Below are 20,240 nucleotides of genomic sequence, written 5' to 3' on the forward strand. Positions count from 1 at the left end.
GGTGCGGGCTCCTCGGCATTGCGCCACGACGCGCACCCCGGGCCGTTCCGGCCCCTGGCTCCGCCACCGGCGGCCCATCCCGACGTGAGACGCCCAGCGCCGCGTCCGGATCGGCGCCCTGCCGTGACAACTCACGGTTCGAGGTTCCGCGCTCCCGCTTCCCGCGGTGAGCGCCGACTGCAGGTGACGTGCCGCACGGTTTTACCGTCCACGCTCCGCTCTCCACACTTTTCGGCCCGTTCCTTGTGGCCTCCTGCCTGCGCTCTGCGCTGCGGAGCCTCCTTGCGACGCGCCGTCCAAGGAAGGTTTCGCATGAACCGTTCCACTCGTTCCCCGTACCGGAACACCGACTCCCGCTCCGAGGGCTCCCGCCGCTCCTCCGGCGGTTCCTACGGATCCCGCTCCGGCGGCGGCAGTTCCTTCTACGGCGACCGGCCCTCCGGCGGTCGTGGCTCCCGTCAGAGTTCCTCCCTGCAGGGGGAGTTCGCGATGCCGGTGAGCACCACCCCGTCGCTGCCGGCCGTCGAGACCTTCGACGAGCTGGAGATGCCGAAGGCGCTGCTGTCGGTGCTGACCCGCCAGGGCGTCACCGCGCCGTTCCCGATCCAGGCCGCGACGCTGCCGAACTCGCTGGCCGGCCGGGACGTCCTCGGACGTGGCCGGACCGGCTCCGGCAAGACCATCGCGTTCGGCCTCGCCGTGCTGGCCAGGACCGCCGGGCAGAAGGCCGAACCGCGCCGCCCGCTGGCCCTGGTGCTGGTGCCGACGCGTGAGCTGGCGCAGCAGGTCACCGATGCCCTCACCCCGTTCGCCCATGCGGTGCGGCTGCGGATGGCCACGGTCGTCGGCGGGATGTCGATCGGCCGCCAGGCGCAGACCCTGAACCGGGGCGCGGAGGTCGTGGTGGCCACCCCCGGGCGGCTCAAGGACCTGATCCAGCGCGGCGACTGCCAGCTGGACGGGGTCGGCATCACGGTCCTCGACGAGGCCGACCAGATGGCCGACATGGGCTTCCTGCCGCAGGTCACCGAGCTGCTGGAGCAGGTGGCCGAGGGCTGCCAGACGATGCTGTTCTCGGCGACCCTGGACCGCAACGTCGACCGTCTGGTGCGGCGCTTCCTCAAGGACCCGGTGACGCACTCGGTGGACCCGTCCGCCGGAGCGGTCAGCACCATGGAGCACCACGTGCTGCAGGTGCAGAACTTCGACAAGAACGCCACGATCGCGCACATCGCCTCCCGTGACGGCGGGGTGATCATGTTCATCGACACCAAGGACGGCGCCGACCGCCTGGTGGACGACCTGCTCGCCAACGGCGTGAAGGCCGCCGCCCTGCACGGTGGCAAGTCCCAGCCGCAGCGCAACCGCACGCTGGAGCAGTTCCGCAACGGCCAGGTCACCGCGCTGATCGCGACCAACGTCGCCGCCCGCGGCATCCACGTCGACGGCCTCGACCTGGTCGTCAACCTCGACCCGCCGAGCGACCACAAGGACTACCTGCACCGCGGCGGACGCACCGCCCGGGCCGGCCAGTCCGGCACCGTCGTCACCCTGGTCCTGCCCAGCCAGCGCCGCGGCATGGCCCGGATGATGGCCACCGCCGCCATCACCCCCGTCACCACCCGCGTCACCGCCGGCGACGAGGAGCTGGCCCGCATCACCGGCGCCCGGGTGCCCACCGGCACCCCCGTCGTGATCGAGGCCCCCGTCGTCGAGCGGTCGCGCCGCAGCGCGTCCACGAGCCGCAACCGCCGCAGCCGCCCGGCCCGCCCCGTGGGCGGTACCGGAACCGGCACGGGTGCCGGTGCGGGTGGCGCGGGCCGCCGCCGGGCGCCCAGGCGCGCCACCGCGTCCGTCTAGGGTCCAGGCCCCCGGGGCAGGAGCGGACACACGTGGTGTCCGCTCCTGCCCCGACCCTTGTGCGCCGACCCTGCGCCCCGACCTTTGTGCCCCGACCGCGCCGGATCCGGCCCCGCCGGAACCGACCCCTTTGGAGTCCGCCATAACGCTCACCCTTGAACGCCCCGCGACCACCGTCACGGTCGGCGACCTGATGCGCCGCCCCGAACTCCAGATCAGTGACGACGTCATGGTCGACGTGGCGATCGACATCCTGCGGAGCTCCGGCGCCGATCACGTCCTGGTCCGCGACGACGACGGCTGCTGTGCGGGGCTGCTGAACCGCGCGCACCTCGCGCCGTTCGAGGCCCGCTCCCGGCACACCGAGCGGATCCCGGTCCGCGACGCCGCCTTCGACCGTGGCCCGTTCGCCACCGCCGACATGCCCGCCGCCGCGGCGGTCGCCGCCATGCGTGCCCGGGGGCTGGCCGTGTGGCCGGTGGTGGACCACGACGGCCACGCCGTCGGGCTGTTCAGTCTGTAGAGGCCGACGAAGATGTCGGGTTCCGGCCCCACCGCGCGAGCGGTGGGGCCGGACTCGTTCCGGGCCCTTGTTCTTGAATGGTCGCTCAGGTATGTTCCTCCCATGCCCAGGCCCCGTGAGTTCGACCCCGACACCGTGCTCGACCAGGCGATGCGGCGGTTCTGGGAGCGCGGGTACCGGGCCACGTCCATCGAGGACCTGGTGAAGGCCACGGGTGTCAAGCCCGGCAGTATCTACAGTGCGTTCCCGGGGGGCAAGCGCGCACTCTTCGTGAAGTCCCTGGAGCGCTACTCGAAGCTGGTCGTGCCGCAGAAGCTGGGCGAGCTGGATGCGCCCGGCGCGTCGGTGGCGGAGGTCCGCGGCTACTTCGACGGGCTGGTGCGCGACCTGCTCGGCCCGGAAGGGCGCCAGGGCTGCCTCCTGGTCAACACGGCGATCGAGAAGGCCGCCGAGGACGACGAGGCGGCGGCCGTCGTGCGCGGCCACCTGGCCCGCCTGGAGCGGTGCATGACCCACGCCCTGGAGAACGCCGTCCGCCGGCGCGAGGTCCGGGCGGCGCTGGACCCGGCCGGCAGCGCCAAACTGCTGGTCGCGACCTGCCAGGGGCTCATGGTCGTCGGCAAGGCCAACCCCGACGAGGCGGTCCTGCGGGCGATCGTCGACAACGCCTTCCTCGCACTCGCCTGACCACACGTCAGAAGGGCTGCCGTGCGCGGTGGCCCTTTCGTCGGCCCAATACTTGAATGACCAATCAAGAATGAGGTTCGGACATGAAGGCCATTGTCATATCCACCCACGGCGGCCCCGAGGTGCTCACCGTCACCGAACTGCCCGACCCGGTGGCCGCGCCCGGCGAGATCCTCATCAGGGTCAGGGCGTTCGGTCTCAACCACGCCGAGGCGTACATGCGCAGCGGCGCCTGGGGTCAGGTGGCGGCCGTTCCGGGGATCGAGTGCGCCGGCCTGGTCGAGGCCGATCCGTCCGGCGAACTCCCGCCCGGGACAAGGGTGGTGGCGATCCTCGGCGGCATGGGACGGACCCGCAACGGCAGCTACGCTGAGCTCGTCACTGTCCCCGCGACGAACGTCGTGGCCGTGGACTCGCGGCTGCCCTGGGCCGATCTGGCCGCAGTGCCCGAGGTGTACGCCACGGCGTACAGCGCCCTGCACGGCAACCTCGCGCTCCGAGCCGGGGAGACCCTGCTGGTCCGGGGCGCGACCTCGGCACTCGGGCAGGCCGCCGTCAACCTCGGCGTCCAGCACGGGGCGAGCGTGCTCGCCACCACCCGCAACCCGGCGCACGCGCCCCTGCTCGAAGGACTCGGGGCCACCGCCGTGCTGGTCGACGACGGCCGCCTGGCGGCGGCGGTCGAGCGGCGGGGCGTGGTCGTCGACGCGCTTCTCGACCTCGTGGGCAACACCGTGCTGCGCGACTCGCTCGGTGCGGTCGGGCCGCGCGGTCGGGTCTGCCAGGCCGGGTTCCTCGGCGGATTCGCACCGGTGACGGGGTTCGACCCGATCGCGGACCTGCCCAGCGGGGTCCAACTCAGCTTCTTCGGCAGTGCGTTCGTCCTGGGCAGCCCGGCCTTCCCGCTCTCGGCGGTCCCGCTGGACGCGATCTGCGCCCAGGTCGAGGCCGGTGTCCTCAAGGCCCGCCCCACCCGGGTCTTCCGCTTCGACGAGATCGTGGAGGCCCACCGGGTGATGGAGGCGGGCCGGGCCCTGGGAAAGATGGTCGTCACTCTCGACGGACCCGCTCCGACCCGCGGCGCGGACGACGTTCACGAGTCGTAGGCCCGTCGGCGCGGAGCGGGCTCGTCGGCAGAAGGCGCCCCGTCACCCGTACGGGTGAACGCCGGGGTGTCGGGCAAGCCGGGCCGCCGGTGACGCCGAAGGCATGACGAACGAGCCCGTGAGTGGCGGGCTCCGTGCCGGGACAGGAGCACGATGCCTCCAGAGCACATCGACACCCGGCTGCTGGTGGAACTCACCGAGCAGTCGCAGGACCTGGACAGCGACGCGTCGCGGATCACGCGAAGCGCGCTGGCCGACTTCGGGCAGGCGGTCGAGCCGGTCCGGCGCCGGTGGTGGGAGCGTGGCGGGGCGCTCGCCGCGGCGGCCGGGACGGTCGCGCTCCTCGGCGGGCGCCGGGCCTTCGCCGACAGCCCGTCGCCGTCGGGCTCCATGGCCGACGACATCATGGCGCTGCAGACCGCCGCCTCGATCGAGAACCTGGCGGTGAGCGTCTACCGGACGGCGGCCGGACTGCCGTTCATCAAGGACGGCAACGCCACGGTGGCCGCGTTCATCGCGAAGACCACGCAGCAGCACCAGGCCCACGCCCAGGCGTTCAACGCCGCCGCCACCCAGGCCGGCGGCCGGCCCCAGAACGGCCCGGACCCCAAGTACAAGGCCGTGGTGGACCAGATGCTGCCGGGCATCAAGGGCCCGGCGGACGTGGTGAAGCTGGCCATCACCCTGGAGGACGTGGCGGCGCAGACCTACACCAGGAACGTGTCCCAGGTGAGCAACGCCGACCTGCGCAAGCTCTTCGCCTCGGTGGCCCCGGTGGAGGCCCAGCACCGCGCCACCCTGCTCGCGGTGCAGGCGCTGCTGGCGGGCAACGCCGCCGACCTGGTCACCATCCCCGTGGACGCGTCCAAGCTGCCGGCGGCGGCCGGCAGCGTCGGCTTCCCCGACGCCTTCCAGCGCACCGATAACGCTTCTCCGATCAGCGAAGGGGCCGTGAAGTGACGACCACCGAGAGCGGCTGGGCGCTGCCCATCAGCGAGGGCGAACTCGCGGGCCTGACGCGCGAATTGCACGAGGCGCACCAGGAGACACTGCCGGCCATGCGGGCCGGGGCGGTGGACCTGGCGGCGGAGATCCGGGCCCGTGGGGCCGGTGGGCCGCGCGATCCGGGCCGGCGCCGGTTCCTGCTCGGCGCCGGTGGGGTGGCCGCCGCGATGACCCTGGCCGCCTGCTCCAGCAGCGGGTCCAGCGGGTCCAGCGGGTCCGGCGGGTCGAGCGGGTCGACGGGCTCCGGCAGCGGCGCGCCGGCGCCCGTCCCGGGCTCGCCGTCCGGCTCGGCTTCCGGGCAGTACACCGGTGACCTGAAGGTCGTCGCGCTGGCCACCGCGCTGGAGAACCAGGCCGTGGGCGCCTACCGGGCAGCCCTGGACGCCGCGAAGGCCGGCCGGCTCGGCACCGTCCCCCCGGCGGTCGCGAGCTTCATCACCACCGCGATGGGCCAGCACGCCGACCACGCCAAGGTCTGGAACTCGGTCCTGACCGGTGCCGGCAAGCCCGCCATCACGGATGTGCCGCTGTCCAACCAGCCGGCCACCCTCCAGGCCCTGGGCGCTGCCACGGACGTCGCGACGGTCGCGAGGCTCGCCCTGTCGCTGGAGGACCAGGCCGCTCAGACCTATCTGTTCGCGGCCTACAGCGTCACCGGCCCCGGCGGGATCGCCACCGCCGCCAGCATCGCCCCCGTCGAGGCGATGCACGCCGCGATCCTCAACTACGTGCTGGGCCAGTACCCCGTGCCCGACGACTTCCTGCCCGTCGACAAGGCCGCCAATCCCGACCTGCTCACCGTCTGAGCGGGTCGTCCATAGACCGGTGGGGGGGCCGGGGGGGGGGGGGGGGGGGCGCCCCCGCCCCCCCCCCCCCCCCCCCCGCACAACGGGGGGGACCCCCGGGGGCGACCCCGGGGGGGCGCGGGCGCCGCCGGCCCCCCCCCCCCGCGGGCCGGCCGCCGCCGCCCCCCGCCCCCCCCCCCCCCCCCCCCCCGCCCCCCGCCCCCGCGCGGCCGCGCGGGGGGCCCCCCCCCCCCCCCCCCCCCCCCCCCCCCTCCTCTCGTCGTCCCGCGGCGGGTCAGACCACCTGGTGCAGCCAGCGCACCGGGGCGCCCTCGCCGGCGTAGCGGAAGGGCTCCAGCTCGTCGTCCCAGGGCTTGCCGAGCAGCATGGCGATCTCGGCCTCCAGGTCCGACCCCTCGCTGCGGGCGCGCAGCAGGACGGCGCGCAGCCGGTCCTCGGGGATGAGGATGTCACCGTGGATGCCGGTGACGGCATGGAAGATGCCGAGCGAGGGCGTGCTGCTGTAGCGCTCGCCCTCCGCCGTGGCACAGGGCTCGCTGGTGACCTCGTACCGCAGCAGCTGCCAGCCGCGCAGCGCGGAGGCGAGCTTCGAGGCCGTGCCGGGCTCGCCCTGCCAGGAGAGCTCGGCGCGCCAGTGTCCGGGCGCGGCCGGCTGGCGGATCCAGTCCAGGCTCACCCGCACACCGAGCACCCCCGCGACGGCCCACTCGACGTGCGGGCACAGCGCGCGGGGCGCGGAGTGGACGTACAGGACTCCACGTGTCGTCACCGGGACCTCCAGGCTGTGGACGAGGGTCGCCTTCCCCAGCTGCCTCGCGTTCGTGCCCGTAGTTGATCCACAGTTACCCACGTTAGCCGACATTAAGTCACTAAATTGAGCAAAACGGACAGGCTTTTGCTCAATGCTAGTCGAATCCGCAACGAGGTCCACCCCCCGGTGGGATCTCTCCCCCGAACGGCCCCATCGCCAGGCGGGACCACCGTACCGCGCCTCCCCGCACCGCTGCTGACGCACTTTCGGATCCGGCCGGAATGCGGTAGTGCGGCCTGATCCCCTCCGCCGGGTATGCAAACCGCCTCGCACCGGTGGTGGCCGGTACGAGGCGGGAGCGCGGTCCGACGGGGCGTCAGCCCTTCAGCCGGACCACCATCTTGCCGGTGTTGGCACCGCGCAGCATGTCCAGGAAGGCCTGCGCGGCGTTCTCGAAGCCGTCCACCACGGTCTCCTCGGAGCGCAGCCTCCCCTCCTGGAGCCAGCCGCCGACCTCGGCGACGAACTGCGGGCGGAGCGCGTCGTGGTCGCCGACCAGGATGCCCTCCAGGCGCAGCCGCTTGCCGATGACCTGCATCAGGTTGCGCGGGCCCGGGGCGGCGGCGGTGTCGTTGTAGTGGGCGATCGCGCCGCACAGCACGGCCCGGCCGTGCACGCCCAGGGCGTTGATCGCGGCCTCCAGGTGCTCCCCGCCGACGTTGTCGAAGTAGAGGTCGATGCCCTCCGGGGCGACCTTGGCGAGCTGCTCGCCGACCGGGCCGTCCTTGTAGTTGAAGGCGGCGTCGAAGCCGAACTCCCCGGTCAGCCGCTCGACCTTCTCCGCCGAGCCGGCCGAACCGACCACCAGCGAGGCGCCCTTGAGCTTCGCGATCTGGCCGACGATCGAACCGACCGCGCCGGCCGCGCCGGAGACGAACACCCGGTCGCCCTCCTTGAGGGCGCCGACCGAGAGCAGGCCCGCGTAGGCGGTCAGGCCGGGCATGCCGAGCACGCCGAGGTAGGCGGAGAGCGGGACGCCCTCGATCTCCGGCACCTTGACCGCGTGCTTGGCGGGCAGGGTGGCGTACTCGCGCCAGCCGAGCCCGTGCAGCACCGCGTCGCCCGGGGCGAAGCCCTCGGCCTCCGAGGCCACGACATGGCCGACGGCGCCGCCGTCCATGGCCGCGCCGAGCTTGAACGGCGGGATGTAGGACTTCGCGTCGTTCATCCGGCCACGCATGTAGGGGTCGACCGACAGGTCCGTGTTGCGGACCAGGATCTCGCCCGGGCCCGGGGTCCGGACCGGGGCCTCGACCAGGGCGAAGTCGGTCGGGACGGGCCAGCCCTCGGGGCGGGCGGCGAGGTGCCACTCGCGGGCGGTGGCGGGGGCTTCCGGAGCGGCGGTCGGCTCGGCGGCCATGATGATCTCCCCACATAAAAGGTTGAGTCGGTGAAGTAACAATGGGCATGAAAGGTTCATGTTGTCAACTGTTCAGGTATGATGGGAACCATGGACACCCAGCCGACCCGGGCCACCGCACCGCAGACCGACGAGATCACCCGCGAGGTCGTCGATCTCATGGCCAACCTGGTCGCGCTCTTCCATCGCGAGTACGAGGAGGCCGCCGCCGCCCGCTCGCTCACCGGAGCGCAGGCCAAGGTCCTCGCACTGCTGCGGCGCGGCCCGATGCCCATGCGCCAGATCGCCCAGACGCTCAGCTGCGAGCCCTCCAACATCACCGGCATCGTGGACCGGCTGGAGACCCGCGGCTTCGTCACCCGCCAGCCCGACCTCCAGGACCGCCGGGTCAAGCTGGTCGCCGCCACCGAGACCGGAGCGGGCGCCTCCGAGGAGCTCCGCGAGTCGCTGAACTTCGCCCGCGAGCCGCTCGCCGCGCTCGACTCCGAGGAGCGGACCCAGCTGCGCGACCTGCTCCGCCGGATGCTCACCGGCGCCACCGGCCCCGGCGCGTGAGGAGCATCACAGCTCCGGCTTCCGAATTGTCGGCCGACCGGAGGTAACCGAACACTCTCCCGAGACGTCTAACGTTCGAAGACGAGGCACCCGCCCGCCGACCGGCGGCCGGGTGGAATCCAGAACGGAAAACGGGGGGACGGGAAGGATGAGCGGCAGCTCGCGCCGTCGGCGTGTCATACGGACCGTCATAGGACTCGCAGCCGTCCTGGTGCTGAGCGTGGCCGGAGCCGGGGCCTGGTTCTACCACCGGCTGGACACCAACATCAGCACCTTCGACGCCGGCGGCGTCGCCACCGAGCGCCCGCCCGCACCGGTCCCCACCGCTCCCGGGGCCTCGGTCCCGGTCAACGTCCTGCTGCTCGGCTCGGACACCCGCAACGACGGGAACTCCGACCTCGGCGGAGGCGACGAGGGGGTGGGCCATTCGGACACCGCGATCCTGCTGCACGTCTACGCCGACCGGAAGCACGCCGTCGGCGTCTCCATCCCCCGCGACACCCTGGTCACCGTCCCCTCCTGCCGGCTGCCCAGCGGCGACTGGACGAAGCCGCGGACCAACCAGATGTTCAACGAGGCCTTCACCGTCGGCGAGTCCCCCAAGGGGAACCCGGCCTGCACCCAGAACACCGTCGAGTCGCTCACCGGGCTGCGGATCGACCACACCATCGTGGTCGACTTCAAGGGCGTCGCCGCGATGACCGACGCCATCAACGGCGTGGAGGTCTGCGTCCCCAACGACGTCAACTCGCACGACATCAAGCTCCGCAAGGGCCTGCAGAAGATCGCCGGACAGCCGGCCGTCGACTACCTCCGCGCCCGCTACGGCATCGGCGACAACTCCGACATCGGCCGGATGAAGCGTCAGCAGGCCTTCCTCTCCTCGATGATCCGCAAGATCCAGTCCCAGGGCTTCTCGCTGCCGACCCTGCTCCCGCTCGCCGATGCCGCCACCCGCTCGCTGACCGTCGACGAGGGCCTCGGCACCGCGATGAAGCTGGTCGACTTCGCGCAGTCGCTGCAGCAGATCAAGCTGTCCGACATCACCTTCGTCACCACCCCCTGGCGGTTCTCGGTCGTGCAGAAGGGCCGGGTCGACCTGGTCCACCCCGACGTGGACACCCTGTGGCGGCTGCTCCGCGAGGACCGCACCCTGGACGGCCAGAGCACCGGCCTGGTCCCGGAGGCCGACACCGCCGGCCCCACGCCCGCCGCCACCGACGGCACCGCGACCCCCGCCCCGGCCGCGACCCCGCTGAGCCCCGAGCAGCTCGCCACCACGGTCACCGTGGTCAACGGCGTCGGCACCGACGGACTCGCCGGCCAGGGCTCCGCGGCGATCCGCGCGCAGGGCTTCACCAACGTCTCGCTGGGCGCCACCACCGGCGGCCGGCTGCGCACCGAGATCGCCTACGACCCGCCGTACAAGGCCGTCGCCGACCAGCTCGCCACGCTCTTCCCCGGCGCCAGGACGACCGTGGAGCCCGGCTCCGAGGGCGTCACGGTCACCCTCGGGCGCGACTACCGCCCCGTGCCCGGCGGCACCGGTCCGGGCTCCCGGCCCGTGGCCGGCGGCACGCCCGCCGCCGTGGGAGCCGCCACCGGTGCCCCCGTCGGCGCTCCCACCGGCGCTCCCACCGGACCGCCGGCCGCCACCGGACCGCTGCCCAGCGGTGTCCCCAGCGCGATCGCCGAGAACAGCCGCAACGCCGACGCCGACCCCTGCGCCAACCTCACCTTCGGCTGAGGCTGAGGCTCGGGCTCGGGCTGGGGCTGGGGCTGGGCGCTGTTACGGCCCGACCGGGTCGGGCAGACCGGTGACCACGGCCGTCAGCCGGGTGCCGGGTGGGAAGGCGCCGGCCCCGGCCAGGTCGTGCACGGCGGCCAGCAGCTTGGCCACGTAACGGCGTTCCAGGGCGATCCCGTGCCGCCGTTCGAACCCGGCCGCGAACTCCTCCAGCCCGGCCGGCACCCGGCCGTACCCGCCGCCGTGGTGCCCGTGGTCGATCCGCCAGCCGTCGAACTCCCGCCCGTACGCCTCCCGGTGCAGGCGGGTCACCTCGGCCTCCAGGTACCCCTCACCGCCGCGCAGCACCGCCACGCCCAGCGCCCGCGCCCCCGGCGGCAGCCCGGCCGCGATCCCGGCCAGTGTGCCGCCGGTGCCGACCGGGCAGCAGACCACGTCGCGCTCGCCCAGGTCGTCCAGCTCCGCCACGATCTCCGCCGCGCCGGTGACCGCGAGGCCGTTGGAGCCGCCCTCCGGCAGCACCAGGCCGGGACCCCAGCGCCACCCCGCCCCCTCCCCGGTCCGGCCGGCGGCCTCCCGGTACTCGGCCCGGGTCAGGAACACCAGCTCCATCCCGGCCGCCTCCGCGGCCCGCAGCGACCAGTTGCGCGGCCGGTCGGCCAGCTCCTCGCCGCGGACCAGCCCGACGCTCTCCAGGCCCAGCGCCGCGGCCGCCACCGCGACCGCCCGCAGATGGGTGGAGTACGCCCCGCCGAAGGTCAGCAGCCGGGTGTGGCCGCCCTCGACGGCGGCGGCCAGGTTCGGCGCGAGCTTGCGCCACTTGTTCCCCGGCACCAGCGGGTGCGCGAGGTCGTCCCGCTTGAGCCGCAGCTCCACCCCGGCCCGGGCGAGCGCCTCGTCGGTGCAGTCCGCCAGCGGGGTCGGCAGCAGCGCGGATTCGAGCATCCGGCCAGCTTACGGGCGACCGGTGGGGGCGGGCAGGCCAAGGAGGGCGGGCAGGCCAAGGAGACGTCCTCGTTGCCTCCCGCCGTTCCGCTCGCCCCGGACGTCCTCCCGGCCGGCTGCGAGCCGCCCGCACGGGGCCCCGCCGGCGGATCGGCCGAACGGTCCCGGCGACCGGCGCGGGTGGTGGTGGAGGGATCAACCGATCGGTGGACCGGGGAGCGGCGTCCGGGAGCACCGGCCTCGGACGGAGGGGGTGGCGGGGTGGCCGGGCGATGCCCACGAGCGGGTGAATTCCGGCGCGTCGTGGCGTGGCGGCGGGCTTGATCCCCTAGGGTTTTCCCAGCCGGGGGGCCGCTCGCGCGGGCGTGAGAGGTGGGGCGGGTGGGACTCGAACCCACGACCAAGGGATTATGAGTCCTTCGGAGAGCTCACCTGGTCTTCACTGCCTTACTCTGCCTTTCCCCGTTTTCCCAGGTCAGAGGCCATTTCTGGCCCTTTCCCTTCGTCGGCGTTCACTAGCTTTCACGGCCTTTCACCAACGCCACGTCCGCTGAATGTCCGCTAGAACCGAGGTTCTGCAGGCTCCTCCGAGGGTGCTGGCGCCTGGCCTGCGGCGATTCGGCGCCTCGAAGCAGTCGACAAGAGACTCCCCAACCGAAGTTCGACGCCTCCGCCAGCCCGACCGTGCCCTCAGTCCTCGTCGCCAGGTAGTTGGCGCCTTCCGGGTCCTGCCGATCAAGGTAGCAGCACGACCCGTCCGGGCGCAGGACGGCTGAGCAGTTCCGGGGGCGTGGGCCTCGGTGAGGGGCCGCGGCCTGAGGCGGGCCGGACTACGCCCCTCCGCCCAGGACGGTGGAGGGGCGGTTCGTGGTCAGGTTCATTGCAGGTGGGCCGCTCAGACGATGGTCTGCTGTTCGTGGTGGGCCGGTTCGGGGGCAGGGCGGTGGACCTTGATGAGGTAGCCGCCGCCCGGGGCTCGGCCGTGCTCGTGCCGGTCGTTGGCGGTGGTGGTCCACACCTTGAGGGGGCCGCCGGTGTCGAACCAGCCGGGCGGGAAGGTGGCGTCGCATACTGGACGGGATACACGAGGATTGCTCACTCGTTCGAGTGATGAGCGCGGTTTGGCGTGCTGCCGCGACCACTGGAGCTACCAGCATTGGTAGTACAGGCCGTTGGGGCGGTCTCCCATACGGGGAGCCTCTCGCGGCCACCGTACCGATGCTCGGGAGATGACGTGCAGGAGAAGCAGCTCAAGGCTTGGGGCGACAACCGTGCGTGCCAGCTTGGCGACGGCACCCGGACCGACTTCCGCACCACCGCCACCACGGTGATTGGGCTGACTAGCGCCGAGGTCGTGAAGATCGCAGCCGGCGGCGCCGAAGCCGCGATCGGGCATGGCCTGGCCCTGCTGACCGACCGCACCGTTCGGGCCTGGGGAGCCAACGGCTCCGGGCAGCTCGGCGACGGCTCGGTGTTCGATAACAATGCGCCCGGCCATGTCGTCAACCTGTCCAATGCCACCGACATTGCGGCCGGCGGTACACACAGCCTCGCGCTGCTGGCCGACAATACCGTCGTCGCCTGGGGGGAGAACAAGTACGGTCAGCTCGGCAACGGCACTAACAGGGACAGCAGCGTCCCGGTCCGGGTCGAGGGCCTCAACAAGGTGATCGCGATCGCCGCCGGCCTCAGCCACAGCCTGGCGCTGCGCGAGGACGGCACGGTCTGGGCCTGGGGTCACAACGTCAACGGACAGTTGGGCGACGGAACTTCGGCCACCCGGAACGTTCCGGCTCAGGTCACCGGCCTGACCGGGGTGACCCGGATCGCCGCAGGTGCCAGCCACAACCTCGCCCTGGTGGGCGACAACGCGGTCAAGGCGTGGGGTTACAACGCCACCGGCCAGCTCGGCGACGGAAGTACGAGCAGCCGATACGCCCCCGTGGACGCGGCGCTGGGCAGCGGCACGGTGTCGCAGATCGCCGCTGGCGGCAACCACAGCCTCGCCGTGACCGGCAGTGACAACGCTCTCCTCGCCTGGGGGCAGAACACGTCGGGCCAACTCGGCGACGGCACCACCGACAACCGGAACAAGCCCGTTCCGGTGCCCGGCCTGGCCGGCGTCCAACTGGTGGACGGCGGCCGGGAGCACACCATCGCCCTGCTTGGCGACAACACGGTCCGCTCCTGGGGCAACAACGACTCCGGGCAGCTCGGCAACGGCACTACCACCGACAGCAGCACCCCCGTCACCAGCCTCACGGCCCTGACCGGCGTGGACAAGATCGCCGCACCGGTGGGCGGCGACTTCAGCGTCGCGAACTGACTCAGAGCCGCACCCGAGGGTGTGCCCCGCCATTCAGGCCCGCTGCAGGAGCGTCTGCGGCGGGCCTCGTCGGATTTGATCAGCTTGGCCCCGCTGGAGCGATACGCGTGGTGGAGTTGGGCGGGTATGCCGGCGGTGGTGAGGGCGGTCACGATGTGGGTGGCGCGGTCGTGGTCGGGGTGTCGGTGGGGCTGCCAGGTGGCGGGGGTTCCCCACTGGGCGGTGGTCAGCTCGCGGGGGCCGGTCGGGCGGGGGTTGGCGACGGTGAGGCGAACGGCGGGCTGGGTGGGGGCCTCGAAGGTGATGGGGGTGACGGTGAGGATCGGGGCGTCGGTGACGTGGGGGCCGGGGAACCAGCCGTCTTCGGTGCAGTAGTCGGTGTGGCCGGTGTAGGTGTGGTGGGTCACGGTTGGCGCTCCGGGGTGAAGAGGCGGCGGGTGTCGGTGATGGGCTGGCAGTTCTTGGGGCAGGGGGTGTATTTCCAGGGGCGGCCGTGGGGGTAGCGGTGGTGTTCGTGGTGGCGGTCGGGGTCGTCGGGGGCGCAGCGGGCGGGGTGCTGGCCGCGTGATCCGCAGTGGGGGCACAGGCCGAGGGGGTCGGTGTCGTCGGGGGTGACGGGGTGGGGATAGGGGCGGGCTGAGCCGTCGACGGGGTGTCCGTTGGCTGGGTTGAACAGGTAGTACGGGGAGCGGGGGTGGACGGGGAGGGACCACCAGCGGTGTTCGGGGTCGCTGGTGAGGATGTGGCGGGCGTTGTGGATGGTGGTGCCGTTGTGGTGGAGGTTGGTCCAGCGGACGTAGGCCCAGCCGTTGCCGAACGGCCGGTGGGTGATGCGGGTGGCGTCTCGGGCGTGGGCTTCGGGGAGGGAGGGGGCGGCTTGTTCGAGTTCGCGGCGGGTGCGGGCGGTGATCACGGGGACGAGGTCGAGGGGCAGGTCGGTGAGGTCGATCTCCACGGGTGGGGTCCAGGGGTATTGGGGCCGGGCGGCTGGGCCGCCCGGCCGGGTTGGGTGCCGGCTACGGCAGGCGGTTGCAGGTGCCCTGGTGGGTTCCGATCCGGGCGGTGACGTGGAGGGGTTCGGGGCCGCCGGTCCAGGTGATGGTCCGGCCGGTGTTGTCGGTGGTGAGCGTGAAGTCGACGCCCGGGAAGGCGTCGGCGAGTCGCTGGGTGATCTCGTCGTCGGGGCGCTGAACGGAGTAGGTGCCGGGGGTTCCGGTGCAGCCGACATGCCGGCGGTTGTGGCCCCGGCTCGCGCGAAGGTGGGAGTAGAAGAGGGCTCCGGTCCAGTCGCATCCGGCCCGGACGCAGGCCAGGTCCTCCCACAGAACATCGGAGCCGGGGTAGGGCCGGGGAGAGTGGAGTTCGAGGTCATCGAGGCGGTCCACGGCCGTCGTTGCGGACTCGGCGTTGCGGCGGGTGGTCAGGTTGAGCGGCATCGGGTCAGTCCTTGGTGTAGGTGGTGAGCCAGTCGCTGACGGCTCGGACGCAGGCTTCGGTGTCGGCGGCGTACGGGAGTCCGGGGGACTCATAGATCGGGAAGGGATCCGCGCGTTCCTTGTCGCTCTCCCGGTAGAAGTTCGCGATCCAGCCCGGGTGGTCGGCGATGGGGTTGGTGGTGTGCGAGTTGATGTCGCTGATCCGCACCTCGCCCGTGTCGAGGTAGAGGACCAGGACCCAGTAGCCTCCGGCGGTGTCCAGCAGTTCGACGGGGATGGCGTTGGCGTGGAGCGTCTGGTAGAGGGCTTGGCCTGCCATCGGCGTTCCGTCTCGGAGGAGGCGGTCGAGGTCGTTCACGCGGTCACCGCGCGGACGGTGGTGGCCGGGTGGGCGGGCTGGTGGACCGGGATGCCCTTGCGGAGCGACGCGTGCTCGGTGAACCAGCGCCGGGCGACTTCGTCGGTGACGGGCGGGGTGTTGCGGCGGCGGTTCTGGTTGAACCAGAAGCCGCCGGTGCGCCCCCAGATCTCGCCGTCGTGGACGATGTGGTCCCCGTCTGCGAGGCGCGCCGGAACGGGCGGGTACGGGATCGGCGGGAGGCTGTTGGGGTCGATGTGGCGGTGCGCGTAGACGGTGACGGGGGTGTTGCCGGTGGGGCGAAAGGTGGTGGGGAACTGCCACCAGGTGTCGGGGAGGGCCTTCATGCCGCCGCGGGTGGGCGGAGTGACGGTCCGGGTGGTGCGGCGGTACTCGCTGCGCCCGAGGTGGTGGATGTGGGTGACGACGGATTCGTGGCCGGTGGCGGTGTGCACGATGATGTCGCCGGGGCGCAGCCAGCGGCTGGGGAGGTCCATGGCGCCGAACTCGTTGATGGGGCGTTCGGGGTGGCGGGCCGCCGGGGTGGAGTTCCACCGGGTGATGTAGGTGGACACGTCGTGGGCGAGGGCTTCGATGGCGTTGGCCGGGCTGGTGTCGCCGAGGGCGCGTTGGTGGATGGTGACGGCGTGGCCGGGGTTGGTTTCGGGGTCGCCGAGGTGGTGGGTCGCGGTGAGGCCGGTGAGCTGGTCCGGGGTGATGGTGATGTCGGCGCGGTCGTCGGAGATCCGTATCTCGGTGCCGCCGGGCAGTGCGACTACGAGGTAGGGGGCTCGGCCGCCGTTGCTGGTGGTGATTCTTCTGCGATGGAGGGCGAGGCTGGCGAGTTGGCCCACGGTGGTGTCGATCACGGGATGTCCCTTCTGGCGGTCCGGGTTCCGGGGGCGCGGGGTGCGCCCCCGGGGTTGCGGGAGGGCCTGGTGATTCAGGGGGTGGAGGTTCGGCGGCCACGCGAGGTGGTGGCCAGGTGCTGTGTGTCGCGGGCGACTTGCCGGGCCTCGGTGTGTCGCTGTGCTCGGCGTCGGAGCTTCTTCGCGGCGGCGCTGGTGCCGGCGTAGCGGTAGCAGGTGCAGCCGCGTTGGGCGTAGCGGCATTTGCGGCTGTAGTCGGGGTTGGCGTCGGCCAGTAGGTGGGCCACGGTCGGCTCCTTCGGCAGGTCGACTGGCGGTCAGCTCGGGCTGGTGGTCTTGGCGGTGGACTTGCGGGGGCGGGTGCCGGCGGTGGGGGTGTCCGTCTTGGCTGCGGGGGTCGATGGCCTGGCCGGGCCGGGCTTCTTCACGGCCGGGGCCTTCTTCGCGGGCGCCGGGTCCGGCTTCGCGGCCGTGGCCTTCTTCGCGGGGGCGGCCTTCTTCGCGGCGGTGGCCTTCTTGGCGGCCGGGGGCTTCTTCGCGGAGGCCGTCTTCGTCGGCGTGGCCTTCTTGGCGGGGGCGGCCTTCCTCGCGGGGGTGGTCTTCTTCGCGGCCGGGGCCGGGGTCGGCTCCGGCGTGCGGGCGGGCTGGGTGATCTCGGCGACGGACGGCTGAGCCGGGTCGGCGTTGGTCTCGGCGGAGCCGGTCGGCTCTGACGCTGCCGCCTGGGTCGGCTGTGCGGCGTCGGCCTCGGCTGCGTCGGCGCCCGGGTCCGTGAGTGTGTCGGTGTCGTTCTGGTCCGGCTCGTCGTCGGTGTCGCGGGTCGTCTGCCAGTTGGGGCGGCGGGCGGCGGTTGCGGCAGCGTCCCAGGGGCGGTGGCCGACGTAGTAGGGCTTGGCGTCGAAGACGGGGAGAAGGTCGCGAGTGAGGACGCTGTGGATGGTCTGGGCGGGGTCGCCGTCGAGGTCGAGGAGGTTCAGGACCGTGTGGTAGTTGCGGCCGGGGCGGAGCGGGCGCGGCCGGTCGGGGCTCGGCGCCGCGGCTGGGGTGCGGGGGGCGGTGATCCAGAGCTGGAGGGTCGTTCCTTCGGTGCGGGCCCGGGCGCTGATGGTGCGGCCTGCGGGGTTGGTGAGGCGTTGGACGGTCAGGTCGTCGCCGGGCTGCGGGGCGGGGCGGTAGCCGTCGAGCATGTTGGCGAGGTCGTCGAAGGCGATAGCGAGGGTGGTGGCGGTGATGATCACGGCTGGCTCCTCCGGGGTGGGTCGACCCGTTGCCGACCCACCCCCACTTTGATTAGATTCAATACTCATTTGGGTCAGAAGGGGGCGGGTTCGACTTTCATCCACCCCCCCTGCCTTGTGCTTAGATTCTATACTCTCTTTGATTGGGTGTCCACTCGCCTTCCCCGGTCAGGCGGCCTGCGCCGCCACCGCACCGGCCACCATCCGCTCGGCCCCGCCGATCGCCGCCAGCATGGTCATGTCTCGCACCACACCGTCCCGGTGCTTGAAGATCGCGGCCTTCTCCTCCAGCGCCCGCCGCTCGGTGTCCGCCTGCGCCAGGGTGTCCCCGCACCAGACCGTGGTGTGCGGGCCCAAATCCCAGAGGATCATGTTCGTCGCGGCCCCGGCGGCGGCGATGGGGTCGATGTCGGCCAGATGCCAGCGGCAGGTCCGCGGGTCGACCTGGTGCTCGCGCATCAGCTGGGCGGCGGCGCGCACCATCCCCCCGGTGCCGGCGGCCGGGTCGCAGATGCTGAACCCGGGCCCGACCTGGGAGCAGTCCCCGAGTTCCATCCGCGCCATCAGCTCGCAAACCTCCGGCGGGGTGTGATACTCCCCCAGTCCCTCGCGGGCGCCATGACTGCGCAGACCGGTGATCGTCCACGACATCAGGTCGCACTCGGCGAGGTCGTAGGGGTCCATGGAGGAGCCGGTGAGCTCCAGCAGGCTGTTGGTGATCGCGGCGTGGGCGACCGCCTTGACGCAGGACAGCTCGTGGTCGCTCAGCGCCTCCTCCATCCACGTGCAGATCGGCAGAGCCCGGTTGGCGAGGTCGGGACGGCGCAGCCACCAGTAGGCCCAGCACTCGCGCATCAGCTGGAGGAGGTCCTTGGTGTCTAGGCCGAGTATCCAGTCGGTCTGCAGGTGCGCGTCGTCGCCCTTGAGCGGCCACAAGGACAGGGCCGCGACCACGCCGACGGGTATCTCCATCCGGCTGCCGCCGTGGTTGCGGTGCCAGGCGTCGACGACGGCTTCGGCGGTGCGGCGGGCCGCTGCGTGCGGGCTGGTGCCTCGGGGTACGGCGTAGCGGCGGGCCGCCCGCTTCGGGGCGGGCTTCGGGGCAGGTGTGAGCTTGCTCGAGGCCACGGGGGCCGCCGGCGGCGTCCGCACCGGGCGTGGGCGGGGCTCGTCCCTCGGCTGGAAGAGGTCGCACTCGTCCTCGTCGTCCTCCACGACGGCCGGGGCGAAGAGGTTGAGCTGCTGGGTTCGCTTCATGACGGTTTGTCCTCGGATTTTGGGCATGAAGAAGCCCGGTCGGTCACGGGGGGCGACCGGCCGGGCCGCAGGGATGGCGGGAGAGGGAGGGGTCAGCCGGAGGGCGGCGCCTTGGTCAGGCGCTGCGCCTCGGTCTCGACGAGGTGGCGGGCGATGGCCGTGGCGAACCGGACGCTGATCGTGCCCGCGCCGGTGAGGCGGGCGGCGATGGCGAGCGTGGCGGTGTCGGCGCGCTCGTAGTCGAAGCTGTTCAGGCGCTCGGCGGCGGCGGTGACCTCGGCCTGGAGGCCGATCAGGGTGTCCGCCAGCCCGGGGCCGTGGTGGAAGACGCCTCGGCACGGACGGCGAGGGGCCCCGGCACTGTTGAGCCCGCGTGCCGGGTCCCGGGAAGGGCCGGGCCGGGCGGCCTCTCCGCTCGCCTGGGCGTCGAGGGTGTGCAGCAGGTGGGCGGCGGCCCTCCCGTACTCGCCGCTCAGGTGGAGTGCGGTGTAGGCGAAGAAGGCCGGGCCCGCCGTCGCGGTGAGGCGTTCACCGTACTGCTCGGGGGTCAGCCCCCGGAGCTCGCGCGGGCGGTGCCCGTAGGCGCCGGCGATCGCAGCGTCCACCGTCTCGCGGGCTGTCCGCTCGATGTGCGGCCGGAGCCCGAGGTGGACGCTCACGGCCCGCAGAGCAGCGGGCAGGGGCGTGCTCACCGGTCCTCCTCGCGGGGTGTCGTGAGGGACAGCACCCAGTAGTGGTCGTCGATGTACGGATCTCCGTTCAAGTGGTCATCAAGCACGGTGAGGGCCCGGTCGTAGGCCGAGGGGATGGAGTGGGCGTTGATGACGAACGCGAACCCGTCGGCGTCGAGGACGGCTCGCTTCGCGCCCTCCGTCAGGTCCCCCGCGGCAACGCCCGTGATCTCCCAGTCCTTGTCGAGGGCGACCGACCAGCGGGGCGCGTCCGAAAGGGGCTCCACTGCTCCGCAGCCCTCGCACCGGTGGGGGCGGTGGTAGGCGTGGGCCCTCTCGGTGAGCATCTCGGCGACGGGCTCCGGGGCGTCGGCGGCGGCCTCCTTGACCGCCTCGAACCACGCGTGGCTGCGTTCCGCGCTGACCGGACCGGAGTGCAGGTCGTGGAGGTGGAGGCGGACCTCGGCGGGGTTGAACGGGACACGCTCCCGGGCTAGGAGCCGCCCGTCGGCGTAGCCGAGGACGTGGGTCGCGCCGGTCAGGGAGTCCCTGTCGATGACGAGGTCGACCCGTCCTGGCGTTCCGGACAGGATGGAGCTGGCGGCGGCGATGTTGGTGGCCGACACGAGGGTGCTGAAGACCGCTTGGGGCACGCTCGGCGCGGGGGTGTTCATGGGATG

General features: G+C 72.5%; 22 protein-coding genes. 9 read left to right on the top strand and 13 right to left on the bottom strand.

Features of this window, described 5'->3' with window-relative positions:
* The first annotated feature begins 312 nt into the window (after positions 1-312).
* The 6 genes from SM793_RS08220 (at position 313) to SM793_RS08245 (ending at position 5,987) form a co-directional block, all read left to right on the top strand.
* A complete protein-coding gene (locus SM793_RS08220) occupies positions 313-1,860 on the top strand; it encodes a DEAD/DEAH box helicase (RefSeq protein WP_320437391.1) in 1,548 nt (515 codons plus the stop codon).
* Positions 1,861-1,990: 130 nt separating this feature from the next.
* A complete protein-coding gene (locus SM793_RS08225; protein ID WP_320437392.1) occupies positions 1,991-2,383 on the top strand; it encodes a CBS domain-containing protein in 393 nt (130 codons plus the stop codon).
* A gap of 102 nt (positions 2,384-2,485) precedes the next feature.
* A complete protein-coding gene (locus SM793_RS08230) occupies positions 2,486-3,070 on the top strand; it encodes a helix-turn-helix domain-containing protein (RefSeq protein ID WP_320437393.1) in 585 nt (194 codons plus the stop codon).
* A gap of 83 nt (positions 3,071-3,153) precedes the next feature.
* The gene (locus SM793_RS08235; RefSeq protein ID WP_320437394.1) at positions 3,154-4,176 is read left to right on the top strand and encodes a zinc-binding dehydrogenase; all 1,023 of its coding nucleotides are present in this window, start codon (positions 3,154-3,156) and stop codon (positions 4,174-4,176) included.
* A gap of 153 nt (positions 4,177-4,329) precedes the next feature.
* Positions 4,330-5,136, top strand: coding sequence for a ferritin-like domain-containing protein (locus SM793_RS08240; RefSeq protein WP_320437395.1), 807 nt, complete (start codon positions 4,330-4,332; stop codon positions 5,134-5,136).
* Positions 5,133-5,987: a ferritin-like domain-containing protein gene (locus tag SM793_RS08245; RefSeq protein WP_320437396.1), complete on the top strand. Its 855-nt coding sequence runs from the start codon at positions 5,133-5,135 to the stop codon at positions 5,985-5,987. Before SM793_RS08240 ends, SM793_RS08245 begins: the two co-directional genes overlap by 4 nt.
* Positions 5,988-6,261: 274 nt before the next feature.
* Here the strand turns inward: SM793_RS08245 and SM793_RS08250 are convergent, their stop codons facing one another.
* Together SM793_RS08250 and SM793_RS08255 are read right to left on the bottom strand one after the other, a co-directional pair.
* Positions 6,262-6,756 (bottom strand): DUF3145 domain-containing protein, encoded by a 495-nt coding sequence (locus SM793_RS08250; RefSeq protein ID WP_320437397.1) that lies wholly within the window; start codon positions 6,754-6,756, stop codon positions 6,262-6,264.
* A 358-nt stretch (positions 6,757-7,114) separates the two neighbouring features.
* The gene (locus tag SM793_RS08255) at positions 7,115-8,158 is read right to left on the bottom strand and encodes an NADP-dependent oxidoreductase (RefSeq protein WP_320437398.1); all 1,044 of its coding nucleotides are present in this window, start codon (positions 8,156-8,158) and stop codon (positions 7,115-7,117) included.
* Between the two features lie 81 nt (positions 8,159-8,239).
* Here SM793_RS08255 and SM793_RS08260 point away from each other — a divergent pair, with 81 nt between their 5' ends.
* Both SM793_RS08260 and SM793_RS08265 read left to right on the top strand, forming a co-directional pair.
* The gene (locus SM793_RS08260; RefSeq protein ID WP_078880288.1) at positions 8,240-8,713 is read left to right on the top strand and encodes a MarR family winged helix-turn-helix transcriptional regulator; all 474 of its coding nucleotides are present in this window, start codon (positions 8,240-8,242) and stop codon (positions 8,711-8,713) included.
* A 148-nt stretch (positions 8,714-8,861) separates the two neighbouring features.
* Positions 8,862-10,460 carry an LCP family protein gene (locus SM793_RS08265; protein ID WP_320437399.1) on the top strand — a complete coding sequence of 533 codons (1,599 nt, stop codon included), beginning with the start codon at positions 8,862-8,864 and terminating at the stop codon, positions 10,458-10,460.
* A gap of 42 nt (positions 10,461-10,502) precedes the next feature.
* On the opposite strand, the gene SM793_RS08270 is transcribed toward SM793_RS08265, so the two are convergent.
* Both SM793_RS08270 and SM793_RS08275 read right to left on the bottom strand, forming a co-directional pair.
* Positions 10,503-11,405, bottom strand: coding sequence for a 1-aminocyclopropane-1-carboxylate deaminase/D-cysteine desulfhydrase (locus SM793_RS08270; protein ID WP_320437400.1), 903 nt, complete (start codon positions 11,403-11,405; stop codon positions 10,503-10,505).
* An 895-nt stretch (positions 11,406-12,300) separates the two neighbouring features.
* Positions 12,301-12,504, bottom strand: a complete 204-nt coding sequence (locus tag SM793_RS08275; RefSeq protein ID WP_320437401.1) for a DUF6349 family protein — start codon at positions 12,502-12,504, stop codon at positions 12,301-12,303.
* Between the two features lie 135 nt (positions 12,505-12,639).
* Here SM793_RS08275 and SM793_RS08280 point away from each other — a divergent pair, with 135 nt between their 5' ends.
* On the top strand, positions 12,640-13,731 hold the full coding sequence (locus SM793_RS08280) for a hypothetical protein (RefSeq protein WP_320437402.1): 1,092 nt from the start codon (positions 12,640-12,642) through the stop codon (positions 13,729-13,731).
* A 403-nt stretch (positions 13,732-14,134) separates the two neighbouring features.
* Here the strand turns inward: SM793_RS08280 and SM793_RS08285 are convergent, their stop codons facing one another.
* From SM793_RS08285 to SM793_RS08325, 9 genes are all read right to left on the bottom strand, one after another.
* Positions 14,135-14,686 (bottom strand): hypothetical protein, encoded by a 552-nt coding sequence (locus SM793_RS08285; RefSeq protein WP_320437403.1) that lies wholly within the window; start codon positions 14,684-14,686, stop codon positions 14,135-14,137.
* Positions 14,687-14,747: 61 nt separating this feature from the next.
* The gene (locus SM793_RS08290; RefSeq protein WP_320437404.1) at positions 14,748-15,167 is read right to left on the bottom strand and encodes a hypothetical protein; all 420 of its coding nucleotides are present in this window, start codon (positions 15,165-15,167) and stop codon (positions 14,748-14,750) included.
* Between the two features lie 4 nt (positions 15,168-15,171).
* Entirely contained in the window at positions 15,172-15,486 is a 315-nt protein-coding gene (locus tag SM793_RS08295) for a hypothetical protein (protein ID WP_320437405.1), read from the bottom strand.
* A 35-nt stretch (positions 15,487-15,521) separates the two neighbouring features.
* Positions 15,522-16,394: a hypothetical protein gene (locus SM793_RS08300; RefSeq protein ID WP_320437406.1), complete on the bottom strand. Its 873-nt coding sequence runs from the start codon at positions 16,392-16,394 to the stop codon at positions 15,522-15,524.
* Between the two features lie 74 nt (positions 16,395-16,468).
* Positions 16,469-16,681, bottom strand: coding sequence for a hypothetical protein (locus tag SM793_RS08305; protein ID WP_320437407.1), 213 nt, complete (start codon positions 16,679-16,681; stop codon positions 16,469-16,471).
* A gap of 30 nt (positions 16,682-16,711) precedes the next feature.
* Entirely contained in the window at positions 16,712-17,632 is a 921-nt protein-coding gene (locus SM793_RS08310; protein WP_320437408.1) for a hypothetical protein, read from the bottom strand.
* 168 nt (positions 17,633-17,800) lie between these two features.
* Positions 17,801-18,889, bottom strand: a complete 1,089-nt coding sequence (locus SM793_RS08315) for an N-6 DNA methylase (RefSeq protein WP_320437409.1) — start codon at positions 18,887-18,889, stop codon at positions 17,801-17,803.
* Positions 18,890-18,981: 92 nt separating this feature from the next.
* Positions 18,982-19,581: a hypothetical protein gene (locus SM793_RS08320; RefSeq protein WP_320437410.1), complete on the bottom strand. Its 600-nt coding sequence runs from the start codon at positions 19,579-19,581 to the stop codon at positions 18,982-18,984.
* A complete protein-coding gene (locus tag SM793_RS08325; RefSeq protein ID WP_320437411.1) occupies positions 19,578-20,234 on the bottom strand; it encodes a hypothetical protein in 657 nt (218 codons plus the stop codon). The genes SM793_RS08320 and SM793_RS08325 overlap by 4 nt, the downstream gene beginning before the upstream one ends.
* Positions 20,235-20,240 lie beyond the last annotated feature (6 nt).

It is taken from the genome of Kitasatospora purpeofusca (assembly GCF_034043715.1).
Taxonomy (GTDB): Bacteria; Actinomycetota; Actinomycetes; order Streptomycetales; family Streptomycetaceae; genus Kitasatospora; species Kitasatospora purpeofusca_A.

Coding starts and splice junctions, on each gene's coding strand:
- SM793_RS08220 (WP_320437391.1), top strand. CDS start 313: ATGAACCGTTCCACTCGTTCCCCGTACCGGAACACCGACTCCCGCTCC.
- SM793_RS08230 (WP_320437393.1), top strand. CDS start 2,486: ATGCCCAGGCCCCGTGAGTTCGACCCCGACACCGTGCTCGACCAGGCG.
- SM793_RS08235 (WP_320437394.1), top strand. CDS start 3,154: ATGAAGGCCATTGTCATATCCACCCACGGCGGCCCCGAGGTGCTCACC.
- SM793_RS08240 (WP_320437395.1), top strand. CDS start 4,330: ATGCCTCCAGAGCACATCGACACCCGGCTGCTGGTGGAACTCACCGAG.
- SM793_RS08255 (WP_320437398.1), bottom strand. CDS start 8,158: ATGGCCGCCGAGCCGACCGCCGCTCCGGAAGCCCCCGCCACCGCCCGC.
- SM793_RS08260 (WP_078880288.1), top strand. CDS start 8,240: ATGGGAACCATGGACACCCAGCCGACCCGGGCCACCGCACCGCAGACC.
- SM793_RS08265 (WP_320437399.1), top strand. CDS start 8,862: ATGAGCGGCAGCTCGCGCCGTCGGCGTGTCATACGGACCGTCATAGGA.
- SM793_RS08270 (WP_320437400.1), bottom strand. CDS start 11,405: ATGCTCGAATCCGCGCTGCTGCCGACCCCGCTGGCGGACTGCACCGAC.
- SM793_RS08290 (WP_320437404.1), bottom strand. CDS start 15,167: ATGCCGCTCAACCTGACCACCCGCCGCAACGCCGAGTCCGCAACGACG.
- SM793_RS08295 (WP_320437405.1), bottom strand. CDS start 15,486: ATGGCAGGCCAAGCCCTCTACCAGACGCTCCACGCCAACGCCATCCCC.
- SM793_RS08315 (WP_320437409.1), bottom strand. CDS start 18,889: ATGAAGCGAACCCAGCAGCTCAACCTCTTCGCCCCGGCCGTCGTGGAG.
- SM793_RS08325 (WP_320437411.1), bottom strand. CDS start 20,234: ATGAACACCCCCGCGCCGAGCGTGCCCCAAGCGGTCTTCAGCACCCTC.